The sequence below is a fragment of the Bradyrhizobium sp. AZCC 2230 genome (genome assembly GCF_036924495.1).
GTDB lineage: Bacteria > Pseudomonadota > Alphaproteobacteria > Rhizobiales > Xanthobacteraceae > Bradyrhizobium > Bradyrhizobium rifense.
This window is the reverse complement of sequence record NZ_JAZHRS010000001.1, coordinates 651,943-676,918: the sequence shown is the minus strand read 5'-3', so window position 1 is coordinate 676,918 and position 24,976 is coordinate 651,943. Positions and strand designations below refer to the sequence as shown.

Genomic DNA, 24,976 nt, shown 5'->3' with positions numbered 1-24,976 from the left:
TCAGAAGTCGGTCTTGCGCAGCTTGGACCGATTGCGCGCCGGCAAATCACCCACCCTTGCGGGAGCGGCCATCAGCAGGCGTCCGAAGCTCGGAACCTGCGATAGCCGGCGCCATTCCTCGTAACTTAGCACCACCGCCTGCTTCTTGCCGTGACGTGTGATTACCGCCGGCTTGCCGTCGACAGCCTCATCGACGACCGCGGAAAGATTGGCCTTCGCATCACGAAGCTGGATTTCGCGCATGGATCACCTTATGACTACTGTAGTCATAAACTAAAACAATCAAAATTTCAAGACGGCTTGATCGCGTTGGCGCGCTTTTCAGCCCGGCGACCGCCGAGCACGTCCGCGACGCTCGGCGTCGTGGTCATGATCGAGTTGTCGGCCGCGGTTTCCTGCTCCTGGTGGATCTGGTTCAGGGTGTGCGTCAGCTCGTGGGTCGCGCTGCGCAGAAACGCACGCAGCACGTCGCGCTGCTTCTTGTTCGCGGCGAGGCCGAAGTTCGAGGAGTCCGAGACGGGATAGCCGTCATCGGAGAAGCTGGCGCAGCCTTCGCGGGGAACGCCGATCGTGTCGTACATGATGCCGCGCGAGCAGCCGAGTTTTGCCGGCACGACGATCATGTGCACTTAAGGCAGGGTTGACGCGAGCGTGCGTGTGAAACGGATCACAGCGCGGGTGCGGCGATTGAGCACGGGCATCGGCACCAACGCGTTCAATCGGAGACGCTCTCTTCCGAACCGTGCGGTTGACCGTGGCTTCCATCGAGGCGCTGAACGGTCCGGTAGCGGCCGGGCGACAGGCCGTGATGTCGATGGAAGAGTTTTGAGAACGCTGCCGCCGTCTCGTAACCGACCCGGCTTGCAATCCGTGCGATGGGCTCGTCGCTGGTTTCGAGCAGGAACGCCGCTTCCGCCATCCGGCGTTCGATCACATAGCGATGCATGGACTGGCCGACGAGCCTGGTGAAGCGCGCCGAAAACACCGAGCGGCCGAGCCCCACGCGCTGGCCGAGGTCGCTGAGAGTCCAGGGCCGCTCCGGATTTTCGTGGATCAACTTGAGCGCCGGCCCGATATGCGGGTCCGAGATGGCACCAAGCCAGCCGCCTTGTCCGGGACTGAGCGACGCGATCCAGCTTCGGAGCACCTCGACAAACAGCACTTCCGTCAATCGCGAGAGCGCGACGCGCTGGCCGGGACGCTCGAGCGCGGACTCGCTGACCATGCGCCGCAGGATCGCTTCGAGCCAGCCACCGTCCGCATTCGGCTTCAGCAGCAGCACGGGCGGAAGTAGCTCCAGCACGCTGCCGAATAGCGGCCGTGCGATGGTGAAGTTGCCGCAGATCATGGTCGAGAGCGGCTTTGCACGGCCGCCGTGACGAACGACGCCAAAACGTGACGACGATCGATCGAGGTCCACAATCTGCAACGGCCTGGCGCGGCGATCCGAATAAAACACATGGGGCTCGCCGCGTGTGATGACGACAAAGTCGCCCTCGGTCATTTGGAGTTCTTGTCCCTGGCCAAGCGCGAGGGTCGCCGAGCCCCGGCTGAGATAGTGAAACAGGGCGTAGGGTCGCGCCGGCAGCGCCAGATTCCAGGGATGGCCGAGCTCGAAATGGAAGAGCAGCGTCCCGCCGAGACGAACGCGATCGAGCACTTGGGCGAGGATATCCATGCCGCCGAAGTTAGCCGGGCGGACGATCGGACACAACATCCGGACGATTGATCCCTATCGTCCGGAAAGTCCGCGGACTAGGTCATGTCGCGGCGGGCCGGCATCACGTTCGGCAACCATTTCGCCAACGGCGGATGGAAAAACCGCGATCCGACTGGAAACGCCTGTCCATTCCTCCGGACCTCATTTCGTCCGACATGCCCACAGGAACAATCAATGCGAAATCTTCTCCTCTCAGCTGCCACCGCACTCCTGGCCGGAACGACATTGGTCGGCTCCGCCCAATCCGCCGAACTGCCCAAGGGAGCAGCCCACAACATCGTGCTCGTGCACGGCGCTTTCGTGGACCAGACAAGCTGGCAGCCTGTTGCCGATATTCTCACGAAGAAGGGCTACCGCGTCACGCTGGTGGAAAATCCGCTCACCTCGCTCGCCGCCGACGTCGATGCCACCAAGCAGGCGCTGGCGAAGCAGGACGGCAGAACGGTACTCGTCGGCCATTCATGGGGCGGCGTGGTGATCACGCAAGCCGGCAACGATCCCAAGGTTTCGGCGCTGGTCTACGTCTCCGCCTTCGCGCCCGAGGTCGGTGAATCCCTGGCGTCGCTGGCCAAGGCCGGCCCGCCGACCGAAGGCGGCAATGCAATCCATCCCGATGCCAAGGGCAATCTGTACATCGACCCCAAAGTGTCTCCGTCGGCCGTCGCGGCTGACCTTCCGCCGGAGATCGCCGCGCACCTCGCCAATTCGCAGCTTCCGTTGAATCACGTCGCGTTCGAGGCGCCCGTCGACATTGCCGCCTGGCACGACAAGCCGACGTTCTATGTCATCAGCACCAAGGACAAGGTGCTCGCGCCCGAGGCCCAGAAGTCGTTCGCAGCCAGGATGAAGGCTCAGACGACAGAAGTCGCCGGCAGCCATGCCTCGCTCGTCGTCCATGCGAAGGTGGTCGCCGAGGTCATCGAGAAGGCGGCGCTCGCGAAGTGAAGAATCTGCTCCCGGCGCTTTGGCGTCGGGAGCAGCTTACGTTTGCTCAGAGGACGATCGGAAGGGAATGCCTGTGCTACCGTCAAGGAGCAAAGCAAGAACCGTCACGCCGTGACGGCCTGCTGGGCCGCCGCGAAGACGTCGCGTGCACGCGTCGTCCCGGCGACGTGCTCCGCGCCCTGGACGCCGAGATCCATCCAGCCCGCGTTGACGCTGTCGAACATCGCCTCGGCCGGTCCGGTCTGGCCCCTGGGGATGCCGAACTGCTCGAACGCCGCCGCCCACCCGGCCCGCGGGACGGCGAAAGCCTTGACATCGCGTTGCATGACTTCACCCAACTGAGCCGCGACCTCATCCGCGCTGACCATCGAACCAAGCTCGACGACGCGCTGCCCTGACCAGGCTGGCCCGCTCAAGAGGGTTGCGACCTCCGCGCCGATGTCGGTCGTCGCGACCATGGTCGATTTGCGGTTGGTCGGGTTGTAATAGACGGGGAGCGTTCCGCCCTGGGCGACATGCAGGCCGTAAAGGAAATTCTCGAAGAATCCACCCGCGCGCACGAATGCGATTGGCGATATCAGGTCGCGAAATCCTTGCTCCAGAAGCGACAAGGCCGTGATCATCCCCAGTCCACTGGTCCGGTTCGCACCCATCGACGATAGCGCGACCACCCGCGGCGGCGCGGCTCTGGTCAGCGCCTCGACATAGTTCGCGATCACGCCCTTGGCTTCCGCGAAGTCCGGCGAAGGGGCCCATACGGCCGGCAACATGACAAACGCGCCTTCGACGCCTTCAAGTGCCCGCGTGATGGCTGCCGAGTCATTCCAATCGCCGTCGACCAGTTCCACGCCCTGGCTCGCCCAATGAGCCGCCTTCTCGCGATTGCGGACCAGCGCGCGTACCTTCTTGCCGTGCGCCAGCAGATGTTCTGCCGTAGCGCCGCCCACTTTTCCCGTAATTCCCATGACTAAGAACATGTGTTTTCTCCTGATCTTGAGGGACAGAGCACTGCCCGCGTTGGTTCAATGGATGAGCGGCAGAATGGTCCGGATACGGGGATCGCGCGCGTAGAGGCCGCCCCATGTCATCGCGCCCAGAAGCAGGGACATGATTTCCGGCGGCGAGCCCAACTCACCAATGCGGACATGGGCGCAGATGGTACCTCCCAAAAAGCCGGTCACCAGGATCGCGCCGAGGACGGCGGTGGCGGGGATGGCGTAAAGGATGGCGCAGGCGAGTATGATCGGACCGACGACACGGGTCAGGTCGATCGCGAACCCGGTTTCCTGCAACATGCTCGCGATCTGTGCCGGCGCGAAAAGCTGAATGGTGCCGTCTGCCACCAGAACGATAACGACAAACGCGCTCATGATCCGGCCGGCCCACAGGGCGCGCTGCAAGGTCATGGTTTCAGGCACCTGATGCAGGTTCAAAGTTTCGCACATGTCATTCTCCGATTGGGGCAATCCCATATTCGGAGCTGAACTTATTGTGTCTCCTAGATATGATAAACACCGCTAAAATGAACTCACTGTTCTCTTTGCGGTGAACAGTATCGAGGCACGAAAATGCAGAATCTCGAACCGATCCTCATTTTCATAACGGTCGCGGAAATGGGGAGCTTCACCCACGCGGCCGATAGCCTGGGCATTCAGAAGGGAAGAGCCTCAACGGCGGTCCGGAAGCTGGAAGAAGATGTCGGTGTCAGGCTTCTGCACCGGACGACGCGCAGCGTGAAGTTGACCGAGGACGGACGGGTATTTCATGCACGTGCCCGCGATCTGCTCGCCGACGTTGACGATCTCCACTCGATGTTCGCAGGCGATCGCGTGGCACTTCGCGGGCGTCTACGCGTCGATCTTCCGACCGAGGTGGCACGGACAACGATCGTGCCGGCCTTACCGGATTTCATGGCGGCTCATCCAGAGTTGGAGCTGGAGGTGTCGAGTACGGATCGGCAAGTCGATCTGGTTCAAGAGGGGTTCGACTGTGTATTGCGGCTTGGCCCCATAGGGGACGAGACGCTGATTGCCCGTCCACTCGGCCTGTTGCGCATGGCCAACGCTGCGAGTCCCGCCTACCTGGCGCGCTATGGCGTCCCTCGATCGCTGGAAGATCTCCGGCGTCAGGAACATCGGACAATTCATTTTTCGACGATGCTGGGCGCAAGACCCTATGGATGGGAATATCCGGACGGCGACGGCTACGCGACACTTCAGTTGCCAGGTGCGCTCCACGTCAACAGCGCGCAGACCTACGAAGCCGCGGCCCTCGCCGGCCTCGGCCTGATTCAGGCGCCACTGCTGGGGATTGGCCGATACCTGGAGAGTGGAGCGCTTGTGGAGATCATACCCGATCTTCGTCGCCGGGCGCTCGCCGTGTCCCTGGTCGTCGCACACCGGAGCAACCTGTCGCGCCGAGTCCGCGCATTCATGACATGGATCGACGATGTCCTCGCGCCTTATCTGGAATAGCGAAGCGAATTGCTTCGAGCGATCGCAGCTCGGCTTCCGACCGGATTGCCGCAAGCGTCGCCGGCGACCTGCCGCGCGTCAGTCGCGCGATATGGACAACCCCGCGAGAAGCGGAGCGTAGGCGGCGAGCCTGCGGGATACGAACTCCGTGAAGAGCCGCACACGCTTCGTCTTGCGTGTCTCCCCCTGTGTGAGAAGCCAGAGCGTTCCGTACATGTGCAGCTCGGTGCCCGGCACCCTCACCAGCAGGGGGTCGGCATCGCCAACGAAGCACGGCAGTGTCGTCATCCCGAGCCCTTGCCGTACAGCCACGATCTGCGCCCCGGCGTCCGTGGTCCTGAATGGAACCCCCGTGGTGCGAACCTCACCCTCGCTGGCCCAATCCGGAATTCCATGAATGCTGATGACGATCCACCGGATGGGATCGGGTGCGCCCGCACGCCACGCGGCCAGTCGATCGCGGGACATGTAGACGCCGCCGAACAGCTCCGGTCCCTTCAGGCCGTGAAGATTGAGCGGCAGGGTTTTGCGGTCGTAGACGACGCGGATCGCGACGTCGGCCTCTCGGTTGGTCAGATTTGCCAGCTCGCCGAACGACAGGATGTCCATCTCGATGTCCGGATGCAGACGCGCGAAATCCGCGAAGTCCGGCATGAGCAGGTGTGTCGCGAGGGGCGGTGCCAATGTCACCCGGAGAAGCCCGCGCACGCTCTGGTCGCGGCCTAGGACGCGCGTCTGCAGCTGGTGCGACGACGCTTCCATCTGGTCCGCGAGCTCGAGGACCTCCTCCCCCGCAGCCGTCAGGCGGTACCCCGAAGGCAGCTTCTCGAACATGAGCGCCCCGAGCCGTTCCTCCAGTTGGCCGATGCGTCGCAACACGGTCGAGTGGTTCACCCCGAGGCGCTCGGCGGCAGCCCGCACCGAGCCTCCACGCGCCACGGCGAGAAAGTAGCGGACGTCATCCCAGTCGATCATGGTGCAATCCCGCACCGCTGGGGTGCGCCTTCCAAAGCCCGTGTCCAACACATCGAGCAGCATCTCGTATGTGGGTAGTGCGCTGTCATCATAGCCCATGCCGACAAGCGCGGCCCAATCCTGAATGGCGGAACCGATCCAACCGGATCGATTTCGCACCACCGATGTGCGCGCTTCTGCACTCAACGCCTGACGCAGGCAGACCCATCTCCAGGTTCTCGGGGACCTCCCCGAACGACCAAAGACGAAGTCTCAAAGGAGAAGTCATGGGAAAGCTGGACGGTAAGGTTGCAGTCATCACGGGCGGATCGAGCGGCATGGCGCTGGCGAGCGCCAGGCGGTTCGTCGAAGAAGGCGCCTATGTCTTCATCACGGGCCGGAGGCAGGAGGCGCTCGACGCAGCCGTCAAGCTGATCGGCCGGAACGTGACCGGCGTGCGCGGCGACGCGGCCAATCTCGACGACCTCGACCGCCTGTTCGACACGGTCAAGCGGGACAAGGGCAGGATCGACGTCCTGTACGCGAGCGCCGGCATGGGCAACGCCGTGCCACTCGGCGAGATTACCGAGCAGCATTTCGATGCGACCTTCGCCCTGAATACGCGCGGCACGCTGTTTACGGTTCAAAAGGCGCTGCCGCTGTTCAACGATGGTGGATCCATCTTCATGACCGGGTCCGTTGCGTCGGTGAAAGGTTTTCCCGGTTACGGCGTGTATGCGGCGAGCAAGGCGGCGTTGCGTTCATTCGCACGCACCTGGCTCAACGAACTGAAGGGCAGGAATATCCGGGTGAACGTGCTGAGCCCGGGGCCGATCGCCACACCGATGCAGGACCAGGTTCTCACCGAGGAAGCGAAGCGGATGTTCGAATCCCTGATCCCGCGGGGAACGATGGGGCGTCCTGAGGAAATTGCGGCGGTCGCGCTGTTTCTGGCTTCAGACGATTCGAGCTTCGTGAATGGGGTGGAGTTGTCTGTCGACGGCGGCTTCTCGGCGATCTGAAATCAATATCAACACAACATCGGAGAAGCATGATGAGCTACGCAATCATAGGATTCGGTAAGATAGGCCAGGCCCTCGCCCACGCCTTCGCCCGCAAGAACATCGACGTGACCGTCGCGAGCCGACGGCCGCCCGAGGCGTTGGCGCCGCAGGCTCGGGCGATTGGACCCGGGGTCGTCGCCAAGTCGCTCCGGGATGCACTCGGGGCCGACACGATCATCCTGGCGGTCCCGTTCGGGGAGCATCGCGAGGTTGCGAAGGCCCTGCCGAGCTGGAAAGGCAAGACCATCATCGACGCGACGAACGGGTTTGGAGAAGAGCTGGACGGTCTTCTGTCCTCCGCCGTCGTCGCGAAGGCGTTCACCGACGCCAAGCTCGTGAAAGGCTTCAATCACCTGGCTGCGGCCAAACTGGCTGCCGATCCGGCGGTCGAGGGCGGCCACCGTGTCGTCTTCCTGTCTGGTGACGACGAGGACACGATCGCTCCCGTGGTGGCCCTGGCCAAGCAACTCGGGTTCGCTCCCGTCAAGCTAGGCAAGCTCAACGAGGGCGGTGCGCTGGTGCACGCACGCGGCCGCATTTGGGGCCAGCTGATCTTCCAGGACTTGTTCAAGAAGGAGCAGTAGTCGATCTACGACCGTGTGATCTGGCCCGAGAACCGGTCGCGCGCGCCAACTTCTTCGAGCAGCGCGCGACCGAGTATTTGAAGGCTACGTTTGGGAGGTCGCTTCCGAGATGAGCCTGCCGGTCCGCGCACCGGCATCAAAGGCGGGGTGCTGTGCGATGATCAAGACGGACACCCACCTCGCTGTAGCTTGCGGAACCGATGGCTTCTGGGTATATTACTGGAAATATATCGGAGACCGCATGGGAAATTCGCAGAAGCGCGCCATTCAGAATTATCGATCCCGCCTCGGCAAGCGCGGTTTGGCGCGTTTCGAGGTGCTCGGTCGGGATGCCGACCGCGATCTGATCCGTTCGTTCGCCAGACGCCTGTCGGAGAATACAGCCGAGGCCTCGGCGCTTCGTGCCGCCGTGAGCAAGTCGATTGCGGGCGAGCCGCCCAGGTCCGGCGGGATTCTTGCAGCGCTGCGTCGCTCGCCGCTAGTGGGGGCCGATCTCGATCTTTCCCGGCCTCGTGAAAAGGGGCGCAAGGTCGACCTGTGACGCGCTATCTCCTCGACACCAACATCATCAGCAACGTCGTCAAATCGCGGCCATCGGAATCGCTGCTGTCATGGATGTCGATGCAGAGCGACGAGGATTTGTTCATTGCATCGTTGACCGTTGGAGAAATCCGCCGCGGCATTCTGGAGAAGCCGCGCGGCAAGAAGCGCGACATCCTCGAAAGATGGTTCTCCGGACCTGAAGGACCGCAGGCGCTTTTTGCCGGCCGCATCCTATCCTTCGACGACACGGCGGGACTCGTCTGGGCACGGCTGATGGCCGATGGCAAGACGGCGGGCAAACCGCGAAGCGCGCTCGACATGATCATCGCCGCGGTGGCCGACGCAAACGACTGTGTCGTAGCGACGGATAACGAAAAGGACTTCGCCGGAATCAAGGTCTTCAATCCGGTGCGCGGGGCGGTCTGACCGAGCTTGCAGGATGACTGGATTGCAGCGGCACCCATCGATCTCATTTGGGATCGCCATGGGCCTCGCTGCGCTCTATCTACCCCGCGCTCCGTTCGCCGACGTCACCGCAATGGACCTACCGATCTACGTGCAGTTTGCAAACAGCCAAGACCCTACACATTGAGTACACTGTCACCGTAATCCTTGGCTCCTTCCTTCAGCGCGACCATTTCGACGACCAGCCCGTTTCGGTGGATCGCCGATTTTAGGCGGCGGCTGAAGCGTCCGCGTTCTTGGCATGTCTGGGTAGTGCACAAAGTCTGTTTGCCCGAATCGATCCAGTGCGATGACTGGATAGAAGGTCCTCTCGTAAGATAGCAATGGCCGCCCGAATAGCGTGACTTTGTCGTCAGCAGCCGTTGCACGTATGGCGTACGGTAGATAGTTGCGGTGGCGATAGACCTTAACGACCTGCGGCGATCCACCAACCGCGGAGTTGCGATCTTGGGACTTAAGCAGCAGAGAGAGCGCCTGAAGCGGCTGGAAATTGAGTTCAGTCTGCTGCTCGTGGATCAGCTTACCCAGTATCTTAAAATAGGCCGCGCGTTCGTCTCCAATGAACCCAAGGCTGAACCCTTTGCCAGCACTTTTAATTCCCCCGAACTCTTCCCGCTCATATTGTCCCGTAGTCTCATTGTAGCGGACGATGCGTTGGTAGAGGCGACCACTGTCGAAATGATAGCCGCCTACAAGGAAAGAAGTCTTTGTGAATTGAGCCAGAATTCTATCGTCAACTAGCGCGGCCATTTGGTTCACGATAGCCAAGAAATCCTTGGTCATCTCCGAAATCGGCGCGGCCCCGTTTGTGTAGCGCCGATAATTCCGCACCATGCACTGAAACTGAAAGAGCACCGGGAAGGCGAAGTCGGCATTCCCCGCGAACGAAATACAAAAGTTAGGACCTTCGATCGGAAATATCTTCTGCGCGCAATCCCAACGATACCCTGCGGAAAGCCGACTGTCAGATGCGAATAATATCTCGTCAACACCCTGAAATTTGCGACGCCAACACAGGGATATCCGATCTTCTGCCCAATTACAAAATCGAGATCGACCTCGGACTGGATATGAAAATGGTCAACCCAGGATCGATCGTCCTTGCTCACGATTGAGAAGCTCCAATAAAGCGTAGCGTTACCCCTACTCCCACTCTATCATTTCAGACAAAGTCTCGTCGTTGATTTGCCAGCACAATTCTTCAAGTCTGACGGACAAATGCCGACGGTATACCCGCCGCAATCTTTTAGTCTTGAATACACAGAAAAATTTGAGCCGTTTGCGCTCTCCGAGATTTCGCCACCTATCGGTGTCAATCGAGTGATCAGCGCAACCGGCGCGGTCAAGACTGCCGTGACCGCCCTGGTTAGGCGTATGTTCAAATACCGTCAGAGATCAGCGACGCGCGAGTCGGTCGTTCGATGCCCTTCCCTCGTTCATCAGGTCGCGCGCGATCGGCAGCGTCATGCCGACGACGCCGCCCTTGGAAGATGAATATGCCGCCTGCCCCATCTGCCCGTCCTCGGCCGCAACCGAAGCGGTATTGACGATCGCTCCGCGCTCGCCGTCCTCGAGCGGAGTCAGCGACAGCATGCCCTTCGCCGACTTCGCGATGCAGCGGAAAGCTGCCTTCCTTGCCGATAAAAACGGCCTGTTCGAGCAGCCAGGCCATGCTGCCCGCAGTCTTGCCGTTCTTGGTGCTGCCCTCGATCCACGAATAGCGTTCGACGCCCAACAGGGCCGCCTGCTGCTTGGTAGCCCAGCCTACCGTTTTTTGAGTAGAAAACGGCCATGATCGAGACGAGGCACCATGACCAACACCGACACCAGCGGGGAGCCGCTGCGGCAGAGTCGTGTCCGGCAGAAATGGGATTGTGTGACGGACCCGGGCTTCCTGACGCTGCCCTATGTGCTGTTGCTCCATCAGTCGGACCTGAAGATCTCCAGCGAGCATCTGAACGTCCTTTTGAACTTCATCGCGCACTGGCATTCGAACGGCCGGATGCCGCATCCCCGGACCAGCACCATCGCCAACCGGATGGGCATCAGCCCCAGGTCGGTTCAACGCGCGATGTCGTGGCTTATCGAGAACGGTTTCCTCGCCAAGCTGCCTCGCCTGCGCCGGGACGACCCGCAGCAGTACGATATGTTGCCGTTGGTCGAGAAACTGAAACCCTACGCCATGGAGCGCATCAGGTTCATTCAGGAGAAGGATTTCGAGCGCGTGCTGGATGACAACATCCACATCGCGACGCAGAAGACCGCCAAGGAGATGTTCGGCGACGTTGTGAAGAAGCTTACCGAGAACGAACTTTAGGAGTCAGCGTGCCCCAATGAGTGAGCTGCCCGTACCGAGGAAGCCGCTGAAGCCGCCGCCGGGCGAATCCGAGCTGAGCCAGATCCTCGCCCATGCTCGCGCGTGTCGGGACGCGTTCGGCCCTCACCTCGGCGCGCTCGTGGTCATAGTGACGGTCATCAAGGCCCGGCCGGGATACCTCGGTGTCGCCAGCGCGGTCAGCATCGCAAGCGGCGTCTTCTATCATTTCTGGAAGCAATAGGGATGTCCCCCAAAATCTACCTCCGTGTCGATGTCCGGTCCTTTGCGCCCGGTGACATCATCCCTCCCGGCCGAACCTTCATGCAGAAGCACTAGCCGAAGGGTACGGGGATGGAGGAACTGTTGGCGTCAACTGCGCCGACCGGGATGCCGGCGAGAGGCGATCAGCTTTTTGTTTTCGAGGAAGAACCCTGCGCTCATTGGTATCTGGCAAAGACGACAGGCGGACGCCTCTATAGGGTTAGTCTTGAGGATGAGATCGTCCATCGCGGCGACATGAACCTGCTCGACGAGATCGGCGAGAGCCAGGATGAGGCCGAGCGAAAGCTGCTGGCTGAGCAATATTGGCGCGGCGAACTTGGCGCTAAGCCCTGCGTCGAGGTTATGGTCCCGAAGGCGCGCGTCATCGACGAGATCGTGCTCACCGCGGAACAGATACGTGACGTATGGGCCGCCAAAGGTCTCAAGCGCGTTGAATTCGAAAAGGAGTCCATCGAGGACCTTCTGGCAAACGGGCTGGGCGAGGAATAGCTGCGGAGTTTGCAATTAATTGCACTAGTCGCGGCATCATCTCACGACCAGCTTCGCGAGAAACACCGCTACGGTGCCCATCACTCCGGCGCTGGCCACGATCGCCAGCACCATCAGGATGAACCCACGCCACGGGCCGAAGGCATCGACGACCCGGTCGGACTGAGCCAGGACGGCCGCCAATCCGAATTTTGGACGCAGACTGTCATTCACCCGTTCTGAGTGTTTTTTTGTCGCCATTATCCTGTCCTCACACGAGGCTGTTAAACCCGGAAACTCGATACGCCGTGCAGCCGTTGCAGCAACGCACCCTATGGTCCACCGGACGCCGTCAACCGCAACGCACCGCCGAGGCTAGCCTGTGAAAGGCGTGAAGTTAGGCAAGAAGGCTCGCTCCATGTGGGGGTTGAACGGGCGCGGCAATCGACAGCGATAGGGCGATCGGCTAATAGCCGCGGCATGGCGAGGAAATTCGGCAACTGGACGATCCTAGGCGTGCGCTTCGCGGAAGGCGGCCAAGGCGAGATCTACCAAGTCAGCAATGCGACCGGGACGCCGCCCGGCATCTGGCTGCTGAAGCGCCTAAAGAATCCGAAGCGGCATGGACGCTTCGCACGCGAGTTGGAGACGCTACAGCGTCTCAAAGGCGTCGGAAGCGTCGTCCAAGTGCAAGAATGGGGCGCCTCCAAGGGCGAGACCACCGACTATTATGTGATGGAAAAGGGCGACGGCTCGCTCGAGGATATGGCGCCCGCCGGCGGATATGCGCCGGAGCAAGCCTTTTCGCTCTTCCGGCAGATACTCGATGGCGTGGAAGCCGTCCACCAGGTTCCGGCCGTGCATCGCGACTTGAAGCCCGCCAATGTCATCCTGTTCGCCGACACCGCCAAGATCGCCGATACGGGGCTGGCGCTCCTGGTCGGCGAACCGCGCATCACGCCGACCGATGAGGCGGTCGGGCCTCGCTTCTACATGGCCCCGGAACTCGAGCACGGCCGCAACCTCGATGTCGACGCCAGTGCGGACATTTATTCACTTGGTAAGATTCTGTACTGGCTACTGTCCGGTGGAGTGCACTTGCCGCGCGAGCGCTACGACGAAGCGACATATCGCTTGGCGCGAACCAAAGCGCCGTCGCTCGGAGTGTTCGAGGGCGTGTTCGACGCCACGCTCACGGAGCAGAAACGGCGGCGCTGCAAGGATGTTGCGGAGCTGCGCAACCTCTTTGGCGCATCGGTGGCGGCATACCGCGATCATCAGGACACGGCACTTGCAGCGTTGCTCGACAGGTCCGGAGACTCGATAGTGGAAAAGCTCGACGGGGCGGACAGCGCGATTGGGAAGGCATTGTTTGGTCGGGTCGAGCTCGACCTGCTCGCCGCCACTCCAGACGAGCTGATGAGCCTGATGGATCGTGACGAGGCCCTGATCGACGGCAAGAACGTCGGACTGCTCGAGAAGCTCGGGCCGCTCTCGTCCAAGCAGCTCGCACGTGCGGCGCGGGTCTGTTTCTCGAGCAAAAGGGCGATCGGTTCGCTCACCCTATTGCACGGTGTCGGCCGCGAGCTACGGCAAGCCATCGCGGAGGCGGCACTAGCGTCGGACGATTGCTGCGCGTGGCAGCTAATGGCCGAACATTGGCATTGGTGGCCTGAGGATATCCCACTGGCGCACGAGCTGATCACCCGGTTCGCTCCGCCCAAGCGGCTGCCGAAGAAGCTTGTGACAGACCTTTCCTTGGGTGGAATCTCTGTTGACCTCGGTGATGTCTTGCTGCGCGGCATTCAGGAAAATCCGGGTGACAATGAAGTGGTCCAGCTCGCAATGTTCGGCTTGACCAAGTCATCCGATCCCCGAACGGAAGAGAGGCTGGTACAGGCCTTCATCGCGGTCCGGGACGAGCCGGCGATTCTACAGAACGCTATGCTCATAGCCGTCGTCCACGAGCACGGGGCGGCGGCTTGGTCACGGTTTGCGACACATCACGGATGTCCTGACGATCTCGCTAATATGGCTCAGATGGTAATCGAGATGAGTGTTCAGGCTCGCGAGCGCACGAATGACGAGGAGGGCGAAGAAGATGAGGACGATTGAATCCGTGATCTGCTCGTCCGATGCAAAGCGGTCCTTCAGTTTGCGACCTCGATGTGCGAGGCAAGCTGCGCGACATCTTTCTGGCTGAACGCATGGCTGATGAACTCGATGGGTCTTGGGATCACTGGTGACCGAGCCGAAACTCCATCACTATGTTCCGCAATTCCATCTGCGCCGGTTTGCCGACGAGCAGGGCCGGCTATGGGCATGGGACAAGCAGGCCGACCGCATCTTCCGGACCTCGCCGGGCGGGATCGCCGCCGAAAAACAGTTCTACCGGCTGACGCAATATGAAGCCGACGGACACGATCCGCTGACGATGGAGAAGCAACTGTCGGAGATGGAAGGCGAAGTCTCGCTCATCACTGACCAGTGGCTCGAATGGCTGCTCCAGATGGAACCGCTCGACAAAGTGCCGATTCCGCGGATCAATCGGTGGATCATAGCGCGGTACCTCGCGGTTCAGATGCTACGCACGCTTGACACACGCGAGTTGCTCTCGGCGATGGTCGAACTCGACCGTGGCACACCGGTCGATGAACGCGAGGCGCGCGAGCTTCATACCGAACTCATCTGGGACACAGGCCTTGTGGAGAGGTTCGCAAAAAGGTTCCGGCGCTCGGTCTGGATCTTTGCGCGCAACGACAGCGCGACGCCGTTCGTGACGTCGGACAATCCGGTGGCGTTCCGCAGCCCCGACAATCGGCAATGGCTACGATCGCTCGCATTGGTGCCAGGTTCGTATCTAGTCTTCGCAATGTCGTCGCGCGTGGTGCTCTATTGCCACCCGCGGATTGGGCCATTTCGCAAGCTCGGCAAGTTCGCCGACTGCCTTTCGCCCGTAGTGTTGGACGACGGCATGGTCGAGAGTGAGAACAGCGGCCAAGTATTTATGGCGTCACGCTTTGTGCTCTCCAATCGCGCTGATTTCGACGCCGAACGCGCCTTCGCCCCAACGATCGGCAGCGATATTTACGCGCCGCCGTCCACCTAATGCGCCGCGAACCGGACCAGACGAGTGCGATCGATTTCGGCATAGCTCATCCGGCGCTCGCCGCTACCCGCAGAATCAGTTGGAATTCGACAGCTAGGCAACCGGCATGGAATGACGGACTTTGGAGCGCAAAGCAGACCCGCCTTTGTGCACGCTATTCTACGCCAGAGCACTCCCACCTATCGAAGCAGCTTTACATCATCCTTAGAGTGACCGCAGGTCAAGTCCTTCGGGACAGATCGAGTAGGCCAGCTCAATGGAAGTGAAAGATGGACGAGAACGGCAACCAAGCAACGGCGAAAACCACCGCCGAAACTACACTATCGCAGCCGTTTGTATCCCTCACTCCCACTCAATCATTCAGAAGGACGCTATCGCGTTGATCTGCAAACGTAAACTTTCGAAGATGACGGTCAAACCCCGACGGTACATCCGCTCTATATTTTTGCTCTTGAATTCACAGGAAAATTCGTACCATTTTGCGGACCACCATTTCGGCAACTATCGGGGTCTTTCGGTCCAGGAGGCGCGTGCTTGCTCCGCAAGGGCCACCAGCACATACACAACTTCGCGTGCGATACCGTCACTGTTCGGAATAGCATTGGCCGTCAGGTCAACCTATACACCGATCAAACCGAATGACCGCTGTGCGCCAGAAGCAGCCAGTCGTAGCCCGAAAAGTGCTTGAGCTGCGTACCCGCGGCCGGCGTAACGAAGGTCTAGCCGCTACTCTTGCCCAAGCGGGAGCCGCTGCCGCCGTCCCGTCGCCCCTCCGCCCCATAACTTCAGCCGACCTAGTCGATTCGCCGACGCTGGGTTTGACTAACCGAGCTGCTTACGAAGCGATCCTGCGCCGGTTTGGCCGTCAACTCGACTAGCGCGAGGTCGCCCGGCTGAGCAACCATGTCAGTGGTGACTAGATTGGTCAGTCGCAATTCTTCTCGAGACAGTTCATGCAGATCTTGCCACGGCGGCACGTTCAGCGACAGCGACAGCAGATCACCTGTGCCGCCCATGTCGAAGGTGTATTTGGCGAGACGCCCGATATCGCGTTCCACGATCATCAGATCATCTGCGCTGTAGGTCGCGGCCCTGGCGTCATTGGCGCGGTCACCCATCCAGATCTGATGCACCCGTACATGGGCAGTCTCTGACACGTAACGTGTCGTGCCCGACAGGAGAAGGAACACGCACATCGATTCGCAATACGCCACCGGCGCCATGTCGGCAGGAGCCTCCTGCGCGGTATTGGTCTGCACGCCGGTGCCGACGGTGGTCAGCGCCCCGAGATTGCGCCAGCGGCGTCCAAGCGCGATCGCGTCGTTGACGGAACCGCCGCTGGAATCCAGCACGATGGTCGTGCCGCGGAGCTGTCGGCCGCGTGCGAATTCATCGAAATCTCCTGGAGTGTTGGTAGTTACGACGCCGACCGCGCTGACCCAGCCGCCGCAATTCGGCTGGCAAGAGACCCAGCTGAACTTCATCGGCAATTTGCGTGCTTCGAGAGCGACGCCGGCATGCGCCGAACCGGTCAGCACGGCCACCAATGCAATGCAAAGGGCGGCACCAACCAGCAGTATCCAACCCCGAATCTCCGCCCAAGGAGCGTGAGCAGAGATCAGAACGGAAGTGCGGGCGCGCTTTGAGGTTTCCGCCCTGGAGACTGTCGATCGAGACGGCAAGAGAGCAACGCCTTTTTACGAGGATGATTTCGTATTTTCGGTCCGCTTATCGGGTGGGCTCAACCGCGTGGTGACAATGCTTGGCGCACCATTTCGGGCCCGGGCCGCGCATATAGTGCAGACCCGGCTGGTAGCTGTCGCGCACGTCCATAATCAGGTTGGAGATGACCTCGGCGAAGTCGGAGGCTGCATCAGCCGTGTTGCGTGACAGTGCCGCTGCATCCACGATTCTCATCGCCTGAATCCCTCCTGTTAGCCCGCTCGACCATCGAGCCGAAACACGCCAAGCGTAGCCAGGAGAAATGGATCGAACTATTGCACAGAGGTGGACCCACAACGTTCACTAGTTGAGCGGAGCAATACCTAGGTTTAGGATCTGCCTACCTGGTTGTTACGACTGATGGGAACGTCTCACTTCGTTCAGCGAAGTCGGTCGATCAGCCGATCACCCTTCCAAGTGGGCTTGCTGGTTCGCAAAGAACCCTGCCCGGTCTTCTGAGTCGAAGACGTACGGCGTCTACCGGCCTAGAGCTCGGCAGATATGGGTTTTGACAATCAACATTTCACGACACCGAACAATTTGGTCGATATCAAAAATGTAGCGGACATCCGCCCGCCGAGCCATAAACTAAGGGATAGTCGACACCACCATACTTCCTAGTGCGAGGCTACCTCAGTACAGCATGATTGTCCGCGCGTGGAATAGCTTCACCTGACGCTGGGCGCTACCAATCGGACTCGATTATAGGAAAATGGAATGCGACGGAACCGGACCCACGAGCCGGCAGTCGCAAGACGAGGTCGGCGGCGTAGCGCCCGCCGGCCTTTCTCTTGCTCAAGCGACCAGCTGAACGTCGATAACGTTCGATTTGTGAGGTCGACCGGCCCAGCTCCGCAGAATTTGGAGGTTGGAAACACCAATAGAGTGCTTGCTGCGGCATAACAGGCAAGTCGACAAATCGTGAGCCATAGGCCGGGCAGGCGCCACGGCAGCAATCGTCGATCGGCCCCCGACGGTCGCGCCCGTTGTCGGGCGGGTGTGCCTTGACCGCTTTATCGGCGCGGTTGCGCCGCCCCCAGTACATTTCCGCCGGCTCCGCCACCACCCGTTTTCAACGACCGCGCCGGTGTCGCAGATATGTTGCTTATCGAGAGGATGAAACGTCATTTCCGCTGGGCGGTCCAGTAACCTGAGCAACGCGAGCCGCCCGAATAGCCGTTCCATGTCCCGCGACCGGAATTGCTTGAGAGTCGACCTGCGCCGGATGCATATTTGTCCGGCACCGTCACTGAGGCGCGGACAGCGCCCGAGCGCGCCACATGGCCCCTGAACCTCACGAGGTTGGGATGCGTGACGACGCCGTCAGTGATGTTGACGGAGAAATTATAGGTCGGATCGCACGCGCCTCTTTGCGTCACGAAGAGAAGGTCCCAGGGACCGTCGTACGCAGAGCGGGCTTGTGCGACCGATACGAAAGCGACCAGGCAACTTGCGGCTATCGGATATGTGAAAAGCTTTCTCATTGTGTGCTCCATGTTGCTTTGGTCATTTGCTTCGATGAAAATGTGCTCTCGATGCGGCTTGCCAACCCCAGTGTGGCGTATGCCGATGCGGCACGATCACTCTGCCGCGAGCGCGTGGTGTCGAAGCGGCAATTCGATCCGGCCCCATGCATCGACTAATGCTTCAGCGAGCGCGTCAATTAGCTTGTCATCGTGATAAGGCGTTGGCGTGATGCGCAGCCGTTCGGTGCCGCGCGGGACGGTTGGATAGTTGATCGGCTGGACGTAGATGCCGTGCTTGGCGAGCAGGAGATCGCTCGCTTCCTTGCACTTCTCAGGATCGCCCACCATCACCGGCACAATGTGCGTCTCACTGGGCATTACCGGCAGCCCCGCTGCATTGAGCACGGACTTAACCCGCGCGGCGCGTTCCTGATGGCGGTCGCGCTCCCATTGCGAAACCTTGAGATGCCGGATCGCCGCGGTGGCCGCGGCACAGATCGCCGGCGGTAATGCCGTGGTGAAAATGAATCCCGGTGCGTAGGAGCGCACCGCGTCGATAACGTCGGCACTTCCCGCGATGTAACCGCCCAGGCATCCGAACGCCTTCGCCAGCGTGCCCTCGACGACGTCGATGCGGTGCAAGGCCCCTTCCCGCGCGGCGATGCCGGCGCCGCCCGGGCCGTACATGCCGGCCGAATGGACCTCGTCGATGTAGGTCACGGCGCCGTAGCGCTCCGCGAGGTCGCAGATGCGGTTCACCGGCGCGATGTCGCCGTCCATCGAGTAGAGAGCCTCGAATACGATCAGTTTAGGTCGCTCGGGTGGTTCCGCCGCCAGTAACTGTTCGAGGTGACCGACGTCATTATGGCGCCAGATCTTCTTTTCCACGCCTGCACGACGCACGCCCTCAATCATCGAATTGTGGTTCCAGGCGTCCGACAGGATCACGCAGTTTGGAAGCAGCTTGGCGATCGTCGCGATGCCGGTCTCATTGGAGACATACCCCGAGGTGAAGACCAGCGCCGCTTCCTTGCCGTGCAGGTCGGCGAGTTCGCGCTCTAGCTCGACCAGAGGGTGGTTGGTGCCGGAAATGTTGCGGGTGCCGCCCGCACCAGCACCCATGCGGGTCGCGGTTTCCACCATGGCGCCGATCACCTTCGGGTGCTGGCCCATACCAAGGTAATCGTTCGAGCACCAGATCACGACCGGGCGCGGGCCGCCCGGCGAATGCCATGTTGCGTGCGGGAAACGACCGGCGATGCGCTCGAGATCGGCAAACACGCGATAGCGCCGTTCTGCGTGCAGGCGAACAAGCGCGGCGGAAAAATATTGTTTATGGATCACGAAATAACCCCTGACCTTGCGTTCCAGAAGAGAGCGCCGACTGTGTGTGCTTTCATCAAGCCGGTGGAGCCTGAGCGGGCGGAATTCGCTCGGGGCCATTGCCGTCAAAGCCGTGCATGCCCAGCGCCCATTGCAGCCCGACGACCGCGCCCTTCACCGGTTGTAGCAGGGCCAGCGACATCAGCACCGTCAGCGGCAAATAGATCGCAAGCTGCAGCCCTATCGGGGGCGAGTAGTCGGTCTCGATCAGAAGCGCGGCAGGAACCACGATATGTCCGACGATGGCGATCACGAGGTAGGCCGGCAGATCGTCAGCGCGATGCGGCGTAAAATCGAGCCCGCACACTGAGCAACGATTGTCGACCTTCAGGAAGGCTCCGAACAACTTGCCTTCGCCGCAACGCGGGCAACGGCCGCGAAACCCGCGCCTCATGGAAGACCATAAATCGCGTTTCCCGGCCGCGCCGACTTCGCGGCTCCAGACTTTATTGGTGGGGTTGATCGTCTCCATGACTTGGTTCTCTTCGAGTTGCTAAAAGTGATCACAGGTCTTCGAGCGCGATCCGGCACCGTCGCCTATCAGGCCCGAAGGGCGGCCGGTCCTTCGGGGGAGAGGACCGGCCGCAGGGAGCCACGACGGAGGGAGGAGCGCCGGGGCCAAACACTTGCGGAGCTGTCTGCCTCCGCAAGGCAAATCGGTATCCGATAAGGGATGTCAGTGCGAGTGAAGCAGTCCAAATCTCAGCAAATCGTGGCGAATGCTTACACAGTGCCTCGAACACACTGATGTCGATCAACACAACCATCAATGCGGCTTGCCGAGCACGAAAGTGAAGGGCACAACGAAGAGCTCATCGCCCTGATCGTCGCTGACATGCAGGACCCAGTCACGCCAATCCTCAAGGCTGCGATCGCTGGTGAAGGATTGCACGACGCGGGTCGCATGATCGCGCGCCTCAACGAGATCGTCGACCACGGCGCCGCGGTGATCGAGGAAAACCTTCTTCGTGTTGGAGCAGTGGAAGTATACCTGGGTCATGTTCAACCTCCTTCAAATGGACGTGTAGCCAAGAGACCTAATCGTCGCTGGCGTCGTCGACGGTGCGGTACGAAAGCCAGATTCGGTGATGCTTCGAGGATGCGAAACCACATCCAGAGCTTCATCAGCGGAAACAGGGTCACTTGTGCACCTCGTGGATTGCCATTCGTCGAGCCGTCAACCGCCACACTTCGTGGCCATGAGGTTGTTGAAAGCGTTGATTTCGGAGTCAAGCACAGCGAGGTTTCGCTCGCCGGCGGTGCACGTTGTCGCGACCTGGCGAAGCGTCACTGCCTCATAGAGCAGGGTAGCGTAGGCACGGCAGATCTTCTCCTTATCCGCCTCTTTGGCCGGCTGGCTGCGCACCATCTCCCAGCGCGAGCGGGAGGTGTCGATGTCCTTGATCGACGTGCATTCCGCAGCAACCGCAGGAATCGCGGAGACGTTGATCGCGGCGGAAGCGATGAGAACGGCGATTCTCCTCATGAGCGAACTCCATAGAGCGAGTTGTTGTGAGGAGCATTACAGTTCTGCTGGCCCATGTTCTATTGCACGGGGGTCGTTCCGAGTACGGCTTGCGGTTGCGGCACATAAACCTTGGCTTAGGAACGACGAAGGACGGTTCGGATACGGTAGTGACGCCACCGTTTTCCGGTCAGTGACGGCACCAAACCCAGTCGACAGCGGAGGCGGTCGCCCGTGCTTCCAGCTAATGACCGCGTTTTACCGCTACGGAGACGAAGGACTGGGAATGCAGCCCGGCCGCGCTTGAGCTCCGCCGATTAATCCGAAGAAGCTCGTCTCGAGTTCCGCACGAACTTTTTGCACGAGCGTTTCGCTCAGGCCGCCCTTGCCGTTTCGGATCGTGACGGTTGCGGTCAAGCCCGACACCAGCGGCACGCCAGCCGGTACGTTGTCGATCGCAATCCGGACTGGCACCCGTTGCGCCAGCCGTACCCAGGTGTAAACAGGATCAACGTTGGGCAACCCTTGCGTGGAAGCCGCTGCGTTCGACACGCTAATGCCCCGCGTCACTGTTGCGATGTGGCCTATGATAGGCGCGGAGTAGCCCATCAGTTTAGCCTCGGCACGGTCACCCACGCACAGCCGTGCCAGCTTCGTTTCTTCAAAATAGCCATCGACCCAATAGCTATCCGCGTCGATGATCGAGACATTGGTGGCGCCTTGATGCGCGTAGTCTCCCTCTCGCAGCAAGAGATTTGTAACGATTCCGTTGACCGGACTACGCACTGCAGTGCGCTGCACGTTGATTTCCGCCTGTGACACTTGCTCTTGAGCCGCCTCTACGGCCGCTTTCGCCTGAAGCGCACTTCCCTCATAGACTTGCTTCTGTTCAACGGAGGTAGATAGATCTGATAAACGGTTCCGTCGCTCGGACTGCAATTGCTTCACGTTCAGATCGGCCATCCTTTGCTGCAACGCCGCTTTGTGCGCACGGAGTGCGACCTCGAAATCGAATGGCTCGATGAGATACAAAATGTCTCCCTTGTGGACGAATTGGTTGTCTACAATTCGCAGATCCCTGATTTGACCGGAAATCTGCGGAGCTACACTTGCAACATGAACTCGCACGCGCCCATCCCGTGTCCAGGGCCCGGCGTTATAGTGATCCCAGCTCACGAGAGCGACCGCCACCGCAACGACTGCGATCCCAGCTGTTGCTACCTTGCGCAGCACGAACCGCACGGTTCGCAAGGCGCCGCTTCGCCGCTGTCCCTTGCGCTTTCCCGAGGACGATACGATCGGTCTGTCGCCTGGCGGGCTTTCCGATGCTCTTCTCGCAACGTCGTCAACCTCGCCGGTTTGGCGAGCCGATGCCTCATCGACAGTTGGTGGCGAGCGCGTCACCATGGTCTGCATCTTGTCTTGTTGAACAGCCTCGTCGTGAACGGCCGTATCCATGCCCATCTCCTCTAGAACAACAGCATCAAAAAGCCGAGAATAGCGACGCCGAGACTCAGCTCTGCAATCGCGGGGCGACTGAACATCTTCGCAAAGCCGACGACAAGCAGAAGCGGTCGGAGGACGATGAAGATGACGAGAGTCACCGCCAAATAGGTTATAAACGGCGCCAACAGGACACCCCCGATGACCAGCTCTGGAAAGGTGTGCGCCATCAGGCTGCCTTCCCCGGGCAAACGACGCCGCTGCCCCGCTCAAGGATGTTGCTGGCCAGCACAAGGCACGCAGCAACATCTGCCTCGATCGAGTCTTTCTGCGGACCTTGTTCACGGAACCTGAGTGCAATGGCGCGCAAGGTGGCCGTGTCTCGATTGACGATCGCGGTGCGTGCTTCGTCCGCCAGTGACGCAAGTGAGCTGTCGGTGAATTGCATCAACTTCACGTCACAAAGCCGTAATATTGTCGAATGATCGAAGCAGGAGAGCATCTCCGCGAGGGCGCGGCTGTCCTGTGCTCCTCCAGCGGCGAGAAACTGCTCGATCCGCGAGGCGTCCCGGAACATTGCTTCCTCCGGAGCTCCTCCATCCGGGTGGCCGTGTTTCAGCAGTTCGCTGCGAGCGTCTGCGAGCAGCCGCATCCTGCGTTTTCCTTCGGAGACGGGCGGAATCAGCGACTGTGCCACAAGCAGGAGCGCCGCGGCCACTAGAACGAGGAGAGTGGTGACGAGAAAGCTCTGCGGATTGTAGGTCTGCGGATTGCTTGGTGCCAGCAAGACCATGGCGAACGTGAGAATGAGGCGACCGAGTCCTGACCAAAGAAAGTTCTTGGAGGTCAAGAGAAGTGCTGCGCCGATCGTAAAGGGAGCAAGACCGACGGCCAGCACAGGAAAGGCGTCGGCACCATTGAGGACGACGAACTCGAGTATCCCCGCTAGCAAAGCCGCAGCCGGCGTACCAACAAGCGCGACAGCGGTGAAGCCACGCGGATTCGGAGTCGTGGCGCCGAGTCCGGTAACCAGCGTCACGAACGACAGCGAAAAGCTCGCTGCGGGCCATCCGGCCCAAATATAGAGCATCGATGCGATTGCAAACCATGCGGCGGCGCGGATACCGCTTTCGGCTGCCGTTCGCCAAGATCTATGCAAGGGCGCCCGCCAGACACGCAATGGCCATCTCGCCGACCTCAGGGCTGCCAGATCCTGGAGGACCTCGGCATCCCGGCGCAGCATTTCCCTGGCTGCCCAGCCCGAAGCTTCGCTCTCGAGATCACCTTTAAGCCGCGCAGCCTGCAACTTGGCGACCAACGCGACCGCAGCGCTGCGGGCAGCAGCACTCCTGACGGAGCCGTTGTTCGACTCCAAAGCTATACTCGCGATCGCTGGCCGGAGCGCCACAATCTCCCGCAGCAGCGTCAGGAATACGACCGAGTTGGCTGGTTCGCAGCGGAAAGCTGCGCTTGCATATTCGCGAACGCGGCGATGAATCGCCGTGAGCTGAGCAAGTATGCCCGGTTGACGGTCGGGGGCAAATATCAACGTATTTACCGCTGCTATCGAGAGAATGCCGACCGTGATCGCGGCGCCACGCGCCATGCCGGATTCAAACACATGCTGCGGGTGATCAATCTGCTGTACCGCGATAAGTCCGACCGTGTAGCCTGACAGCACCGCTGCGTAGGCCCGATAGCCGTCCAAAAGCTTCGCCGCAAAGACGCAAATGCCGAGCCAAACGGCGAACGCTGCGAGGATCACATCCCTCGCCTGTGAGAACATGCCGGTGATTGCAATTGACGCCGTCACGCCGATGACAGTGGCAAGCAATCGAAAAGCTGCCTTATCTAGCGCCTGACCGCGGGTTGGTTCGGCAAGAACTGCAACTGTAAGCGCCGACGTCGTCGGCGCTTCAAGCTGCAGCCAGAAGCTCACGAACAGGGCCAGGATCGTCGCCAGCCAGACGCGAATGGCGAAGCCCCAGGAACTGACGGGAATCTTCGCTACAGTGAATGGCTGCTCTGCTGTTGTCGCGATCACGGCGATACCTCTGCTGATGCTTGGCCAGTTGTGTTCAGTTCTCGTGTCCCGACACATCGACTGAAGCAACGAAACAGTAGCCACGTCCGGGGATGTTGACGATAAACCGATGCCCGTCCCGGCCGTCACGCAGCGCGCGACGCAGCGCAGACATATGGACCGTGAGGTTGGCAGGCTCGACGAAAATGTTGGGCCAAACGTGAGCCATCAAATCCTGCTTGCTGACCAACTCACCGCGTCGCTCCAGCAAAGCGATCAGGATCTGCAGAGCCCGGCTTCCCAGAGCTACGGGCTTGTCGCCCTCGCGCAAGAGAAACTGCGTCGGAAGCAGGCAGAATGGTCCGAACGAGACTCTGGCTGGAGCGGCGCCGGCCGATCCAATTCGCTTCTCGATGAAGGGCTTTTCCAAATCACGCGTTTGAAAGGTGCTTCTCGCATCAAATCCCGTTTCGGGATCAAATTGCGTCAAACGCTCAAAATCTGAAGTCGATCCTAGTGCTCGCATCATGACCTCGCGTGCTCTGGCAG

31 protein-coding genes and 1 pseudogene are annotated in these 24,976 nt (G+C 60.6%); 12 read left to right on the top strand and 20 right to left on the bottom strand.

The window, feature by feature from the left end; all coding sequences use genetic code 11:
• The 3 genes from V1280_RS03080 to V1280_RS03070 all read right to left on the bottom strand — a co-directional run bounded on the left by V1280_RS03080 (nucleotide 1) and on the right by V1280_RS03070 (nucleotide 1,678).
• Entirely contained in the window at nucleotides 1-243 is a 243-nt protein-coding gene (locus V1280_RS03080) for a type II toxin-antitoxin system Phd/YefM family antitoxin (protein ID WP_334518852.1), read from the bottom strand.
• Nucleotides 244-290: 47 nt separating this feature from the next.
• The gene (locus V1280_RS03075) at nucleotides 291-623 is read right to left on the bottom strand and encodes a hypothetical protein (protein WP_334518851.1); all 333 of its coding nucleotides are present in this window, start codon (nucleotides 621-623) and stop codon (nucleotides 291-293) included.
• A gap of 92 nt (nucleotides 624-715) precedes the next feature.
• The gene (locus V1280_RS03070; RefSeq protein ID WP_334538152.1) at nucleotides 716-1,678 is read right to left on the bottom strand and encodes an AraC family transcriptional regulator; all 963 of its coding nucleotides are present in this window, start codon (nucleotides 1,676-1,678) and stop codon (nucleotides 716-718) included.
• A gap of 216 nt (nucleotides 1,679-1,894) precedes the next feature.
• On the opposite strand from V1280_RS03070, the gene V1280_RS03065 reads away from it, so the two are divergent.
• The gene (locus tag V1280_RS03065) at nucleotides 1,895-2,665 is read left to right on the top strand and encodes an alpha/beta fold hydrolase (protein WP_334518850.1); all 771 of its coding nucleotides are present in this window, start codon (nucleotides 1,895-1,897) and stop codon (nucleotides 2,663-2,665) included.
• Nucleotides 2,666-2,769: 104 nt separating this feature from the next.
• On the opposite strand, the gene V1280_RS03060 is transcribed toward V1280_RS03065, so the two are convergent.
• Together V1280_RS03060 and V1280_RS03055 are read right to left on the bottom strand one after the other, a co-directional pair.
• Nucleotides 2,770-3,642 (bottom strand): NmrA family NAD(P)-binding protein, encoded by an 873-nt coding sequence (locus V1280_RS03060; RefSeq protein WP_334518849.1) that lies wholly within the window; start codon nucleotides 3,640-3,642, stop codon nucleotides 2,770-2,772.
• 45 nt (nucleotides 3,643-3,687) lie between these two features.
• The gene (locus V1280_RS03055) at nucleotides 3,688-4,110 is read right to left on the bottom strand and encodes a DoxX family protein (RefSeq protein ID WP_334538150.1); all 423 of its coding nucleotides are present in this window, start codon (nucleotides 4,108-4,110) and stop codon (nucleotides 3,688-3,690) included.
• A gap of 123 nt (nucleotides 4,111-4,233) precedes the next feature.
• Between V1280_RS03055 and V1280_RS03050 the strand changes: the two genes are divergently transcribed.
• Nucleotides 4,234-5,139: a LysR substrate-binding domain-containing protein gene (locus V1280_RS03050; RefSeq protein WP_334518847.1), complete on the top strand. Its 906-nt coding sequence runs from the start codon at nucleotides 4,234-4,236 to the stop codon at nucleotides 5,137-5,139.
• A gap of 78 nt (nucleotides 5,140-5,217) precedes the next feature.
• Here the strand turns inward: V1280_RS03050 and V1280_RS03045 are convergent, their stop codons facing one another.
• Nucleotides 5,218-6,114, bottom strand: a complete 897-nt coding sequence (locus V1280_RS03045) for a LysR family transcriptional regulator (RefSeq protein ID WP_334538148.1) — start codon at nucleotides 6,112-6,114, stop codon at nucleotides 5,218-5,220.
• Between the two features lie 266 nt (nucleotides 6,115-6,380).
• On the opposite strand from V1280_RS03045, the gene V1280_RS03040 reads away from it, so the two are divergent.
• The 4 genes from V1280_RS03040 (at nucleotide 6,381) to V1280_RS03025 (ending at nucleotide 8,710) form a co-directional block, all read left to right on the top strand.
• Complete coding sequence (locus V1280_RS03040; protein ID WP_334518845.1) at nucleotides 6,381-7,115, top strand: SDR family NAD(P)-dependent oxidoreductase; 735 nt, start codon at nucleotides 6,381-6,383, stop codon at nucleotides 7,113-7,115.
• A 32-nt stretch (nucleotides 7,116-7,147) separates the two neighbouring features.
• A complete protein-coding gene (locus V1280_RS03035; protein ID WP_334538146.1) occupies nucleotides 7,148-7,741 on the top strand; it encodes an NADPH-dependent F420 reductase in 594 nt (197 codons plus the stop codon).
• Between the two features lie 241 nt (nucleotides 7,742-7,982).
• Nucleotides 7,983-8,282, top strand: coding sequence for a hypothetical protein (locus tag V1280_RS03030; RefSeq protein ID WP_334538144.1), 300 nt, complete (start codon nucleotides 7,983-7,985; stop codon nucleotides 8,280-8,282).
• The gene (locus V1280_RS03025) at nucleotides 8,279-8,710 is read left to right on the top strand and encodes a type II toxin-antitoxin system VapC family toxin (RefSeq protein WP_334518843.1); all 432 of its coding nucleotides are present in this window, start codon (nucleotides 8,279-8,281) and stop codon (nucleotides 8,708-8,710) included. The genes V1280_RS03030 and V1280_RS03025 overlap by 4 nt, the downstream gene beginning before the upstream one ends.
• A gap of 174 nt (nucleotides 8,711-8,884) precedes the next feature.
• On the opposite strand, the gene V1280_RS03020 is transcribed toward V1280_RS03025, so the two are convergent.
• Both V1280_RS03020 and V1280_RS03015 read right to left on the bottom strand, forming a co-directional pair.
• Nucleotides 8,885-9,532 (bottom strand): hypothetical protein, encoded by a 648-nt coding sequence (locus tag V1280_RS03020; protein WP_334518841.1) that lies wholly within the window; start codon nucleotides 9,530-9,532, stop codon nucleotides 8,885-8,887.
• Between the two features lie 645 nt (nucleotides 9,533-10,177).
• Nucleotides 10,178-10,336 (bottom strand): annotated as a pseudogene (locus V1280_RS03015) (SDR family NAD(P)-dependent oxidoreductase); the annotation flags it as partial.
• A 4-nt stretch (nucleotides 10,337-10,340) separates the two neighbouring features.
• On the opposite strand from V1280_RS03015, the gene V1280_RS03010 reads away from it, so the two are divergent.
• From V1280_RS03010 to V1280_RS02995, 4 genes are all read left to right on the top strand, one after another.
• Complete coding sequence (locus V1280_RS03010) at nucleotides 10,341-10,544, top strand: hypothetical protein (protein WP_334518839.1); 204 nt, start codon at nucleotides 10,341-10,343, stop codon at nucleotides 10,542-10,544.
• A gap of 15 nt (nucleotides 10,545-10,559) precedes the next feature.
• Nucleotides 10,560-11,066: a helix-turn-helix domain-containing protein gene (locus V1280_RS03005; protein ID WP_259257878.1), complete on the top strand. Its 507-nt coding sequence runs from the start codon at nucleotides 10,560-10,562 to the stop codon at nucleotides 11,064-11,066.
• Nucleotides 11,067-11,082: 16 nt separating this feature from the next.
• On the top strand, nucleotides 11,083-11,307 hold the full coding sequence (locus V1280_RS03000; protein ID WP_259257879.1) for a hypothetical protein: 225 nt from the start codon (nucleotides 11,083-11,085) through the stop codon (nucleotides 11,305-11,307).
• Nucleotides 11,308-11,417: 110 nt separating this feature from the next.
• Nucleotides 11,418-11,837, top strand: coding sequence for a hypothetical protein (locus V1280_RS02995; RefSeq protein WP_334518835.1), 420 nt, complete (start codon nucleotides 11,418-11,420; stop codon nucleotides 11,835-11,837).
• A gap of 36 nt (nucleotides 11,838-11,873) precedes the next feature.
• Here V1280_RS02995 and V1280_RS02990 read toward each other — a convergent pair whose 3' ends face one another.
• Nucleotides 11,874-12,077, bottom strand: coding sequence for a hypothetical protein (locus tag V1280_RS02990; protein ID WP_334518834.1), 204 nt, complete (start codon nucleotides 12,075-12,077; stop codon nucleotides 11,874-11,876).
• Nucleotides 12,078-12,296: 219 nt separating this feature from the next.
• Here V1280_RS02990 and V1280_RS02985 point away from each other — a divergent pair, with 219 nt between their 5' ends.
• Together V1280_RS02985 and V1280_RS02980 are read left to right on the top strand one after the other, a co-directional pair.
• Entirely contained in the window at nucleotides 12,297-13,931 is a 1,635-nt protein-coding gene (locus tag V1280_RS02985; protein ID WP_334518832.1) for a protein kinase domain-containing protein, read from the top strand.
• A gap of 127 nt (nucleotides 13,932-14,058) precedes the next feature.
• Nucleotides 14,059-14,925: a DUF4238 domain-containing protein gene (locus tag V1280_RS02980; RefSeq protein WP_334518830.1), complete on the top strand. Its 867-nt coding sequence runs from the start codon at nucleotides 14,059-14,061 to the stop codon at nucleotides 14,923-14,925.
• 794 nt (nucleotides 14,926-15,719) lie between these two features.
• Here V1280_RS02980 and V1280_RS02975 read toward each other — a convergent pair.
• The 11 genes from V1280_RS02975 to V1280_RS02925 all read right to left on the bottom strand — a co-directional run bounded on the left by V1280_RS02975 (nucleotide 15,720) and on the right by V1280_RS02925 (nucleotide 24,956).
• Entirely contained in the window at nucleotides 15,720-16,469 is a 750-nt protein-coding gene (locus V1280_RS02975) for a hypothetical protein (protein WP_334518828.1), read from the bottom strand.
• 184 nt (nucleotides 16,470-16,653) lie between these two features.
• Entirely contained in the window at nucleotides 16,654-16,842 is a 189-nt protein-coding gene (locus V1280_RS02970; protein ID WP_334518826.1) for a hypothetical protein, read from the bottom strand.
• A gap of 929 nt (nucleotides 16,843-17,771) precedes the next feature.
• Nucleotides 17,772-18,131 carry a hypothetical protein gene (locus V1280_RS02965; protein WP_334518824.1) on the bottom strand — a complete coding sequence of 120 codons (360 nt, stop codon included), beginning with the start codon at nucleotides 18,129-18,131 and terminating at the stop codon, nucleotides 17,772-17,774.
• A gap of 96 nt (nucleotides 18,132-18,227) precedes the next feature.
• Complete coding sequence (hemA, locus tag V1280_RS02960; protein ID WP_334518822.1) at nucleotides 18,228-19,457, bottom strand: 5-aminolevulinate synthase; 1,230 nt, start codon at nucleotides 19,455-19,457, stop codon at nucleotides 18,228-18,230.
• A gap of 55 nt (nucleotides 19,458-19,512) precedes the next feature.
• Nucleotides 19,513-19,968, bottom strand: coding sequence for a DUF983 domain-containing protein (locus V1280_RS02955; protein ID WP_334518820.1), 456 nt, complete (start codon nucleotides 19,966-19,968; stop codon nucleotides 19,513-19,515).
• A gap of 294 nt (nucleotides 19,969-20,262) precedes the next feature.
• Nucleotides 20,263-20,496: a DUF6894 family protein gene (locus V1280_RS02950; protein WP_334518817.1), complete on the bottom strand. Its 234-nt coding sequence runs from the start codon at nucleotides 20,494-20,496 to the stop codon at nucleotides 20,263-20,265.
• A 177-nt stretch (nucleotides 20,497-20,673) separates the two neighbouring features.
• A complete protein-coding gene (locus tag V1280_RS02945; protein WP_334518815.1) occupies nucleotides 20,674-20,982 on the bottom strand; it encodes a hypothetical protein in 309 nt (102 codons plus the stop codon).
• A 243-nt stretch (nucleotides 20,983-21,225) separates the two neighbouring features.
• Nucleotides 21,226-22,419, bottom strand: coding sequence for an HlyD family secretion protein (locus V1280_RS02940; protein WP_334518814.1), 1,194 nt, complete (start codon nucleotides 22,417-22,419; stop codon nucleotides 21,226-21,228).
• A gap of 11 nt (nucleotides 22,420-22,430) precedes the next feature.
• The gene (locus V1280_RS02935; RefSeq protein ID WP_334518813.1) at nucleotides 22,431-22,634 is read right to left on the bottom strand and encodes a DUF1656 domain-containing protein; all 204 of its coding nucleotides are present in this window, start codon (nucleotides 22,632-22,634) and stop codon (nucleotides 22,431-22,433) included.
• On the bottom strand, nucleotides 22,634-24,448 hold the full coding sequence (locus V1280_RS02930) for an FUSC family protein (protein ID WP_334518811.1): 1,815 nt from the start codon (nucleotides 24,446-24,448) through the stop codon (nucleotides 22,634-22,636). Before V1280_RS02930 ends, V1280_RS02935 begins: the two co-directional genes overlap by 1 nt.
• Nucleotides 24,449-24,482: 34 nt before the next feature.
• Nucleotides 24,483-24,956 carry a winged helix-turn-helix domain-containing protein gene (locus V1280_RS02925; protein WP_334518809.1) on the bottom strand — a complete coding sequence of 158 codons (474 nt, stop codon included), beginning with the start codon at nucleotides 24,954-24,956 and terminating at the stop codon, nucleotides 24,483-24,485.
• Between the last annotated feature and the right edge of the window lie 20 nt (nucleotides 24,957-24,976).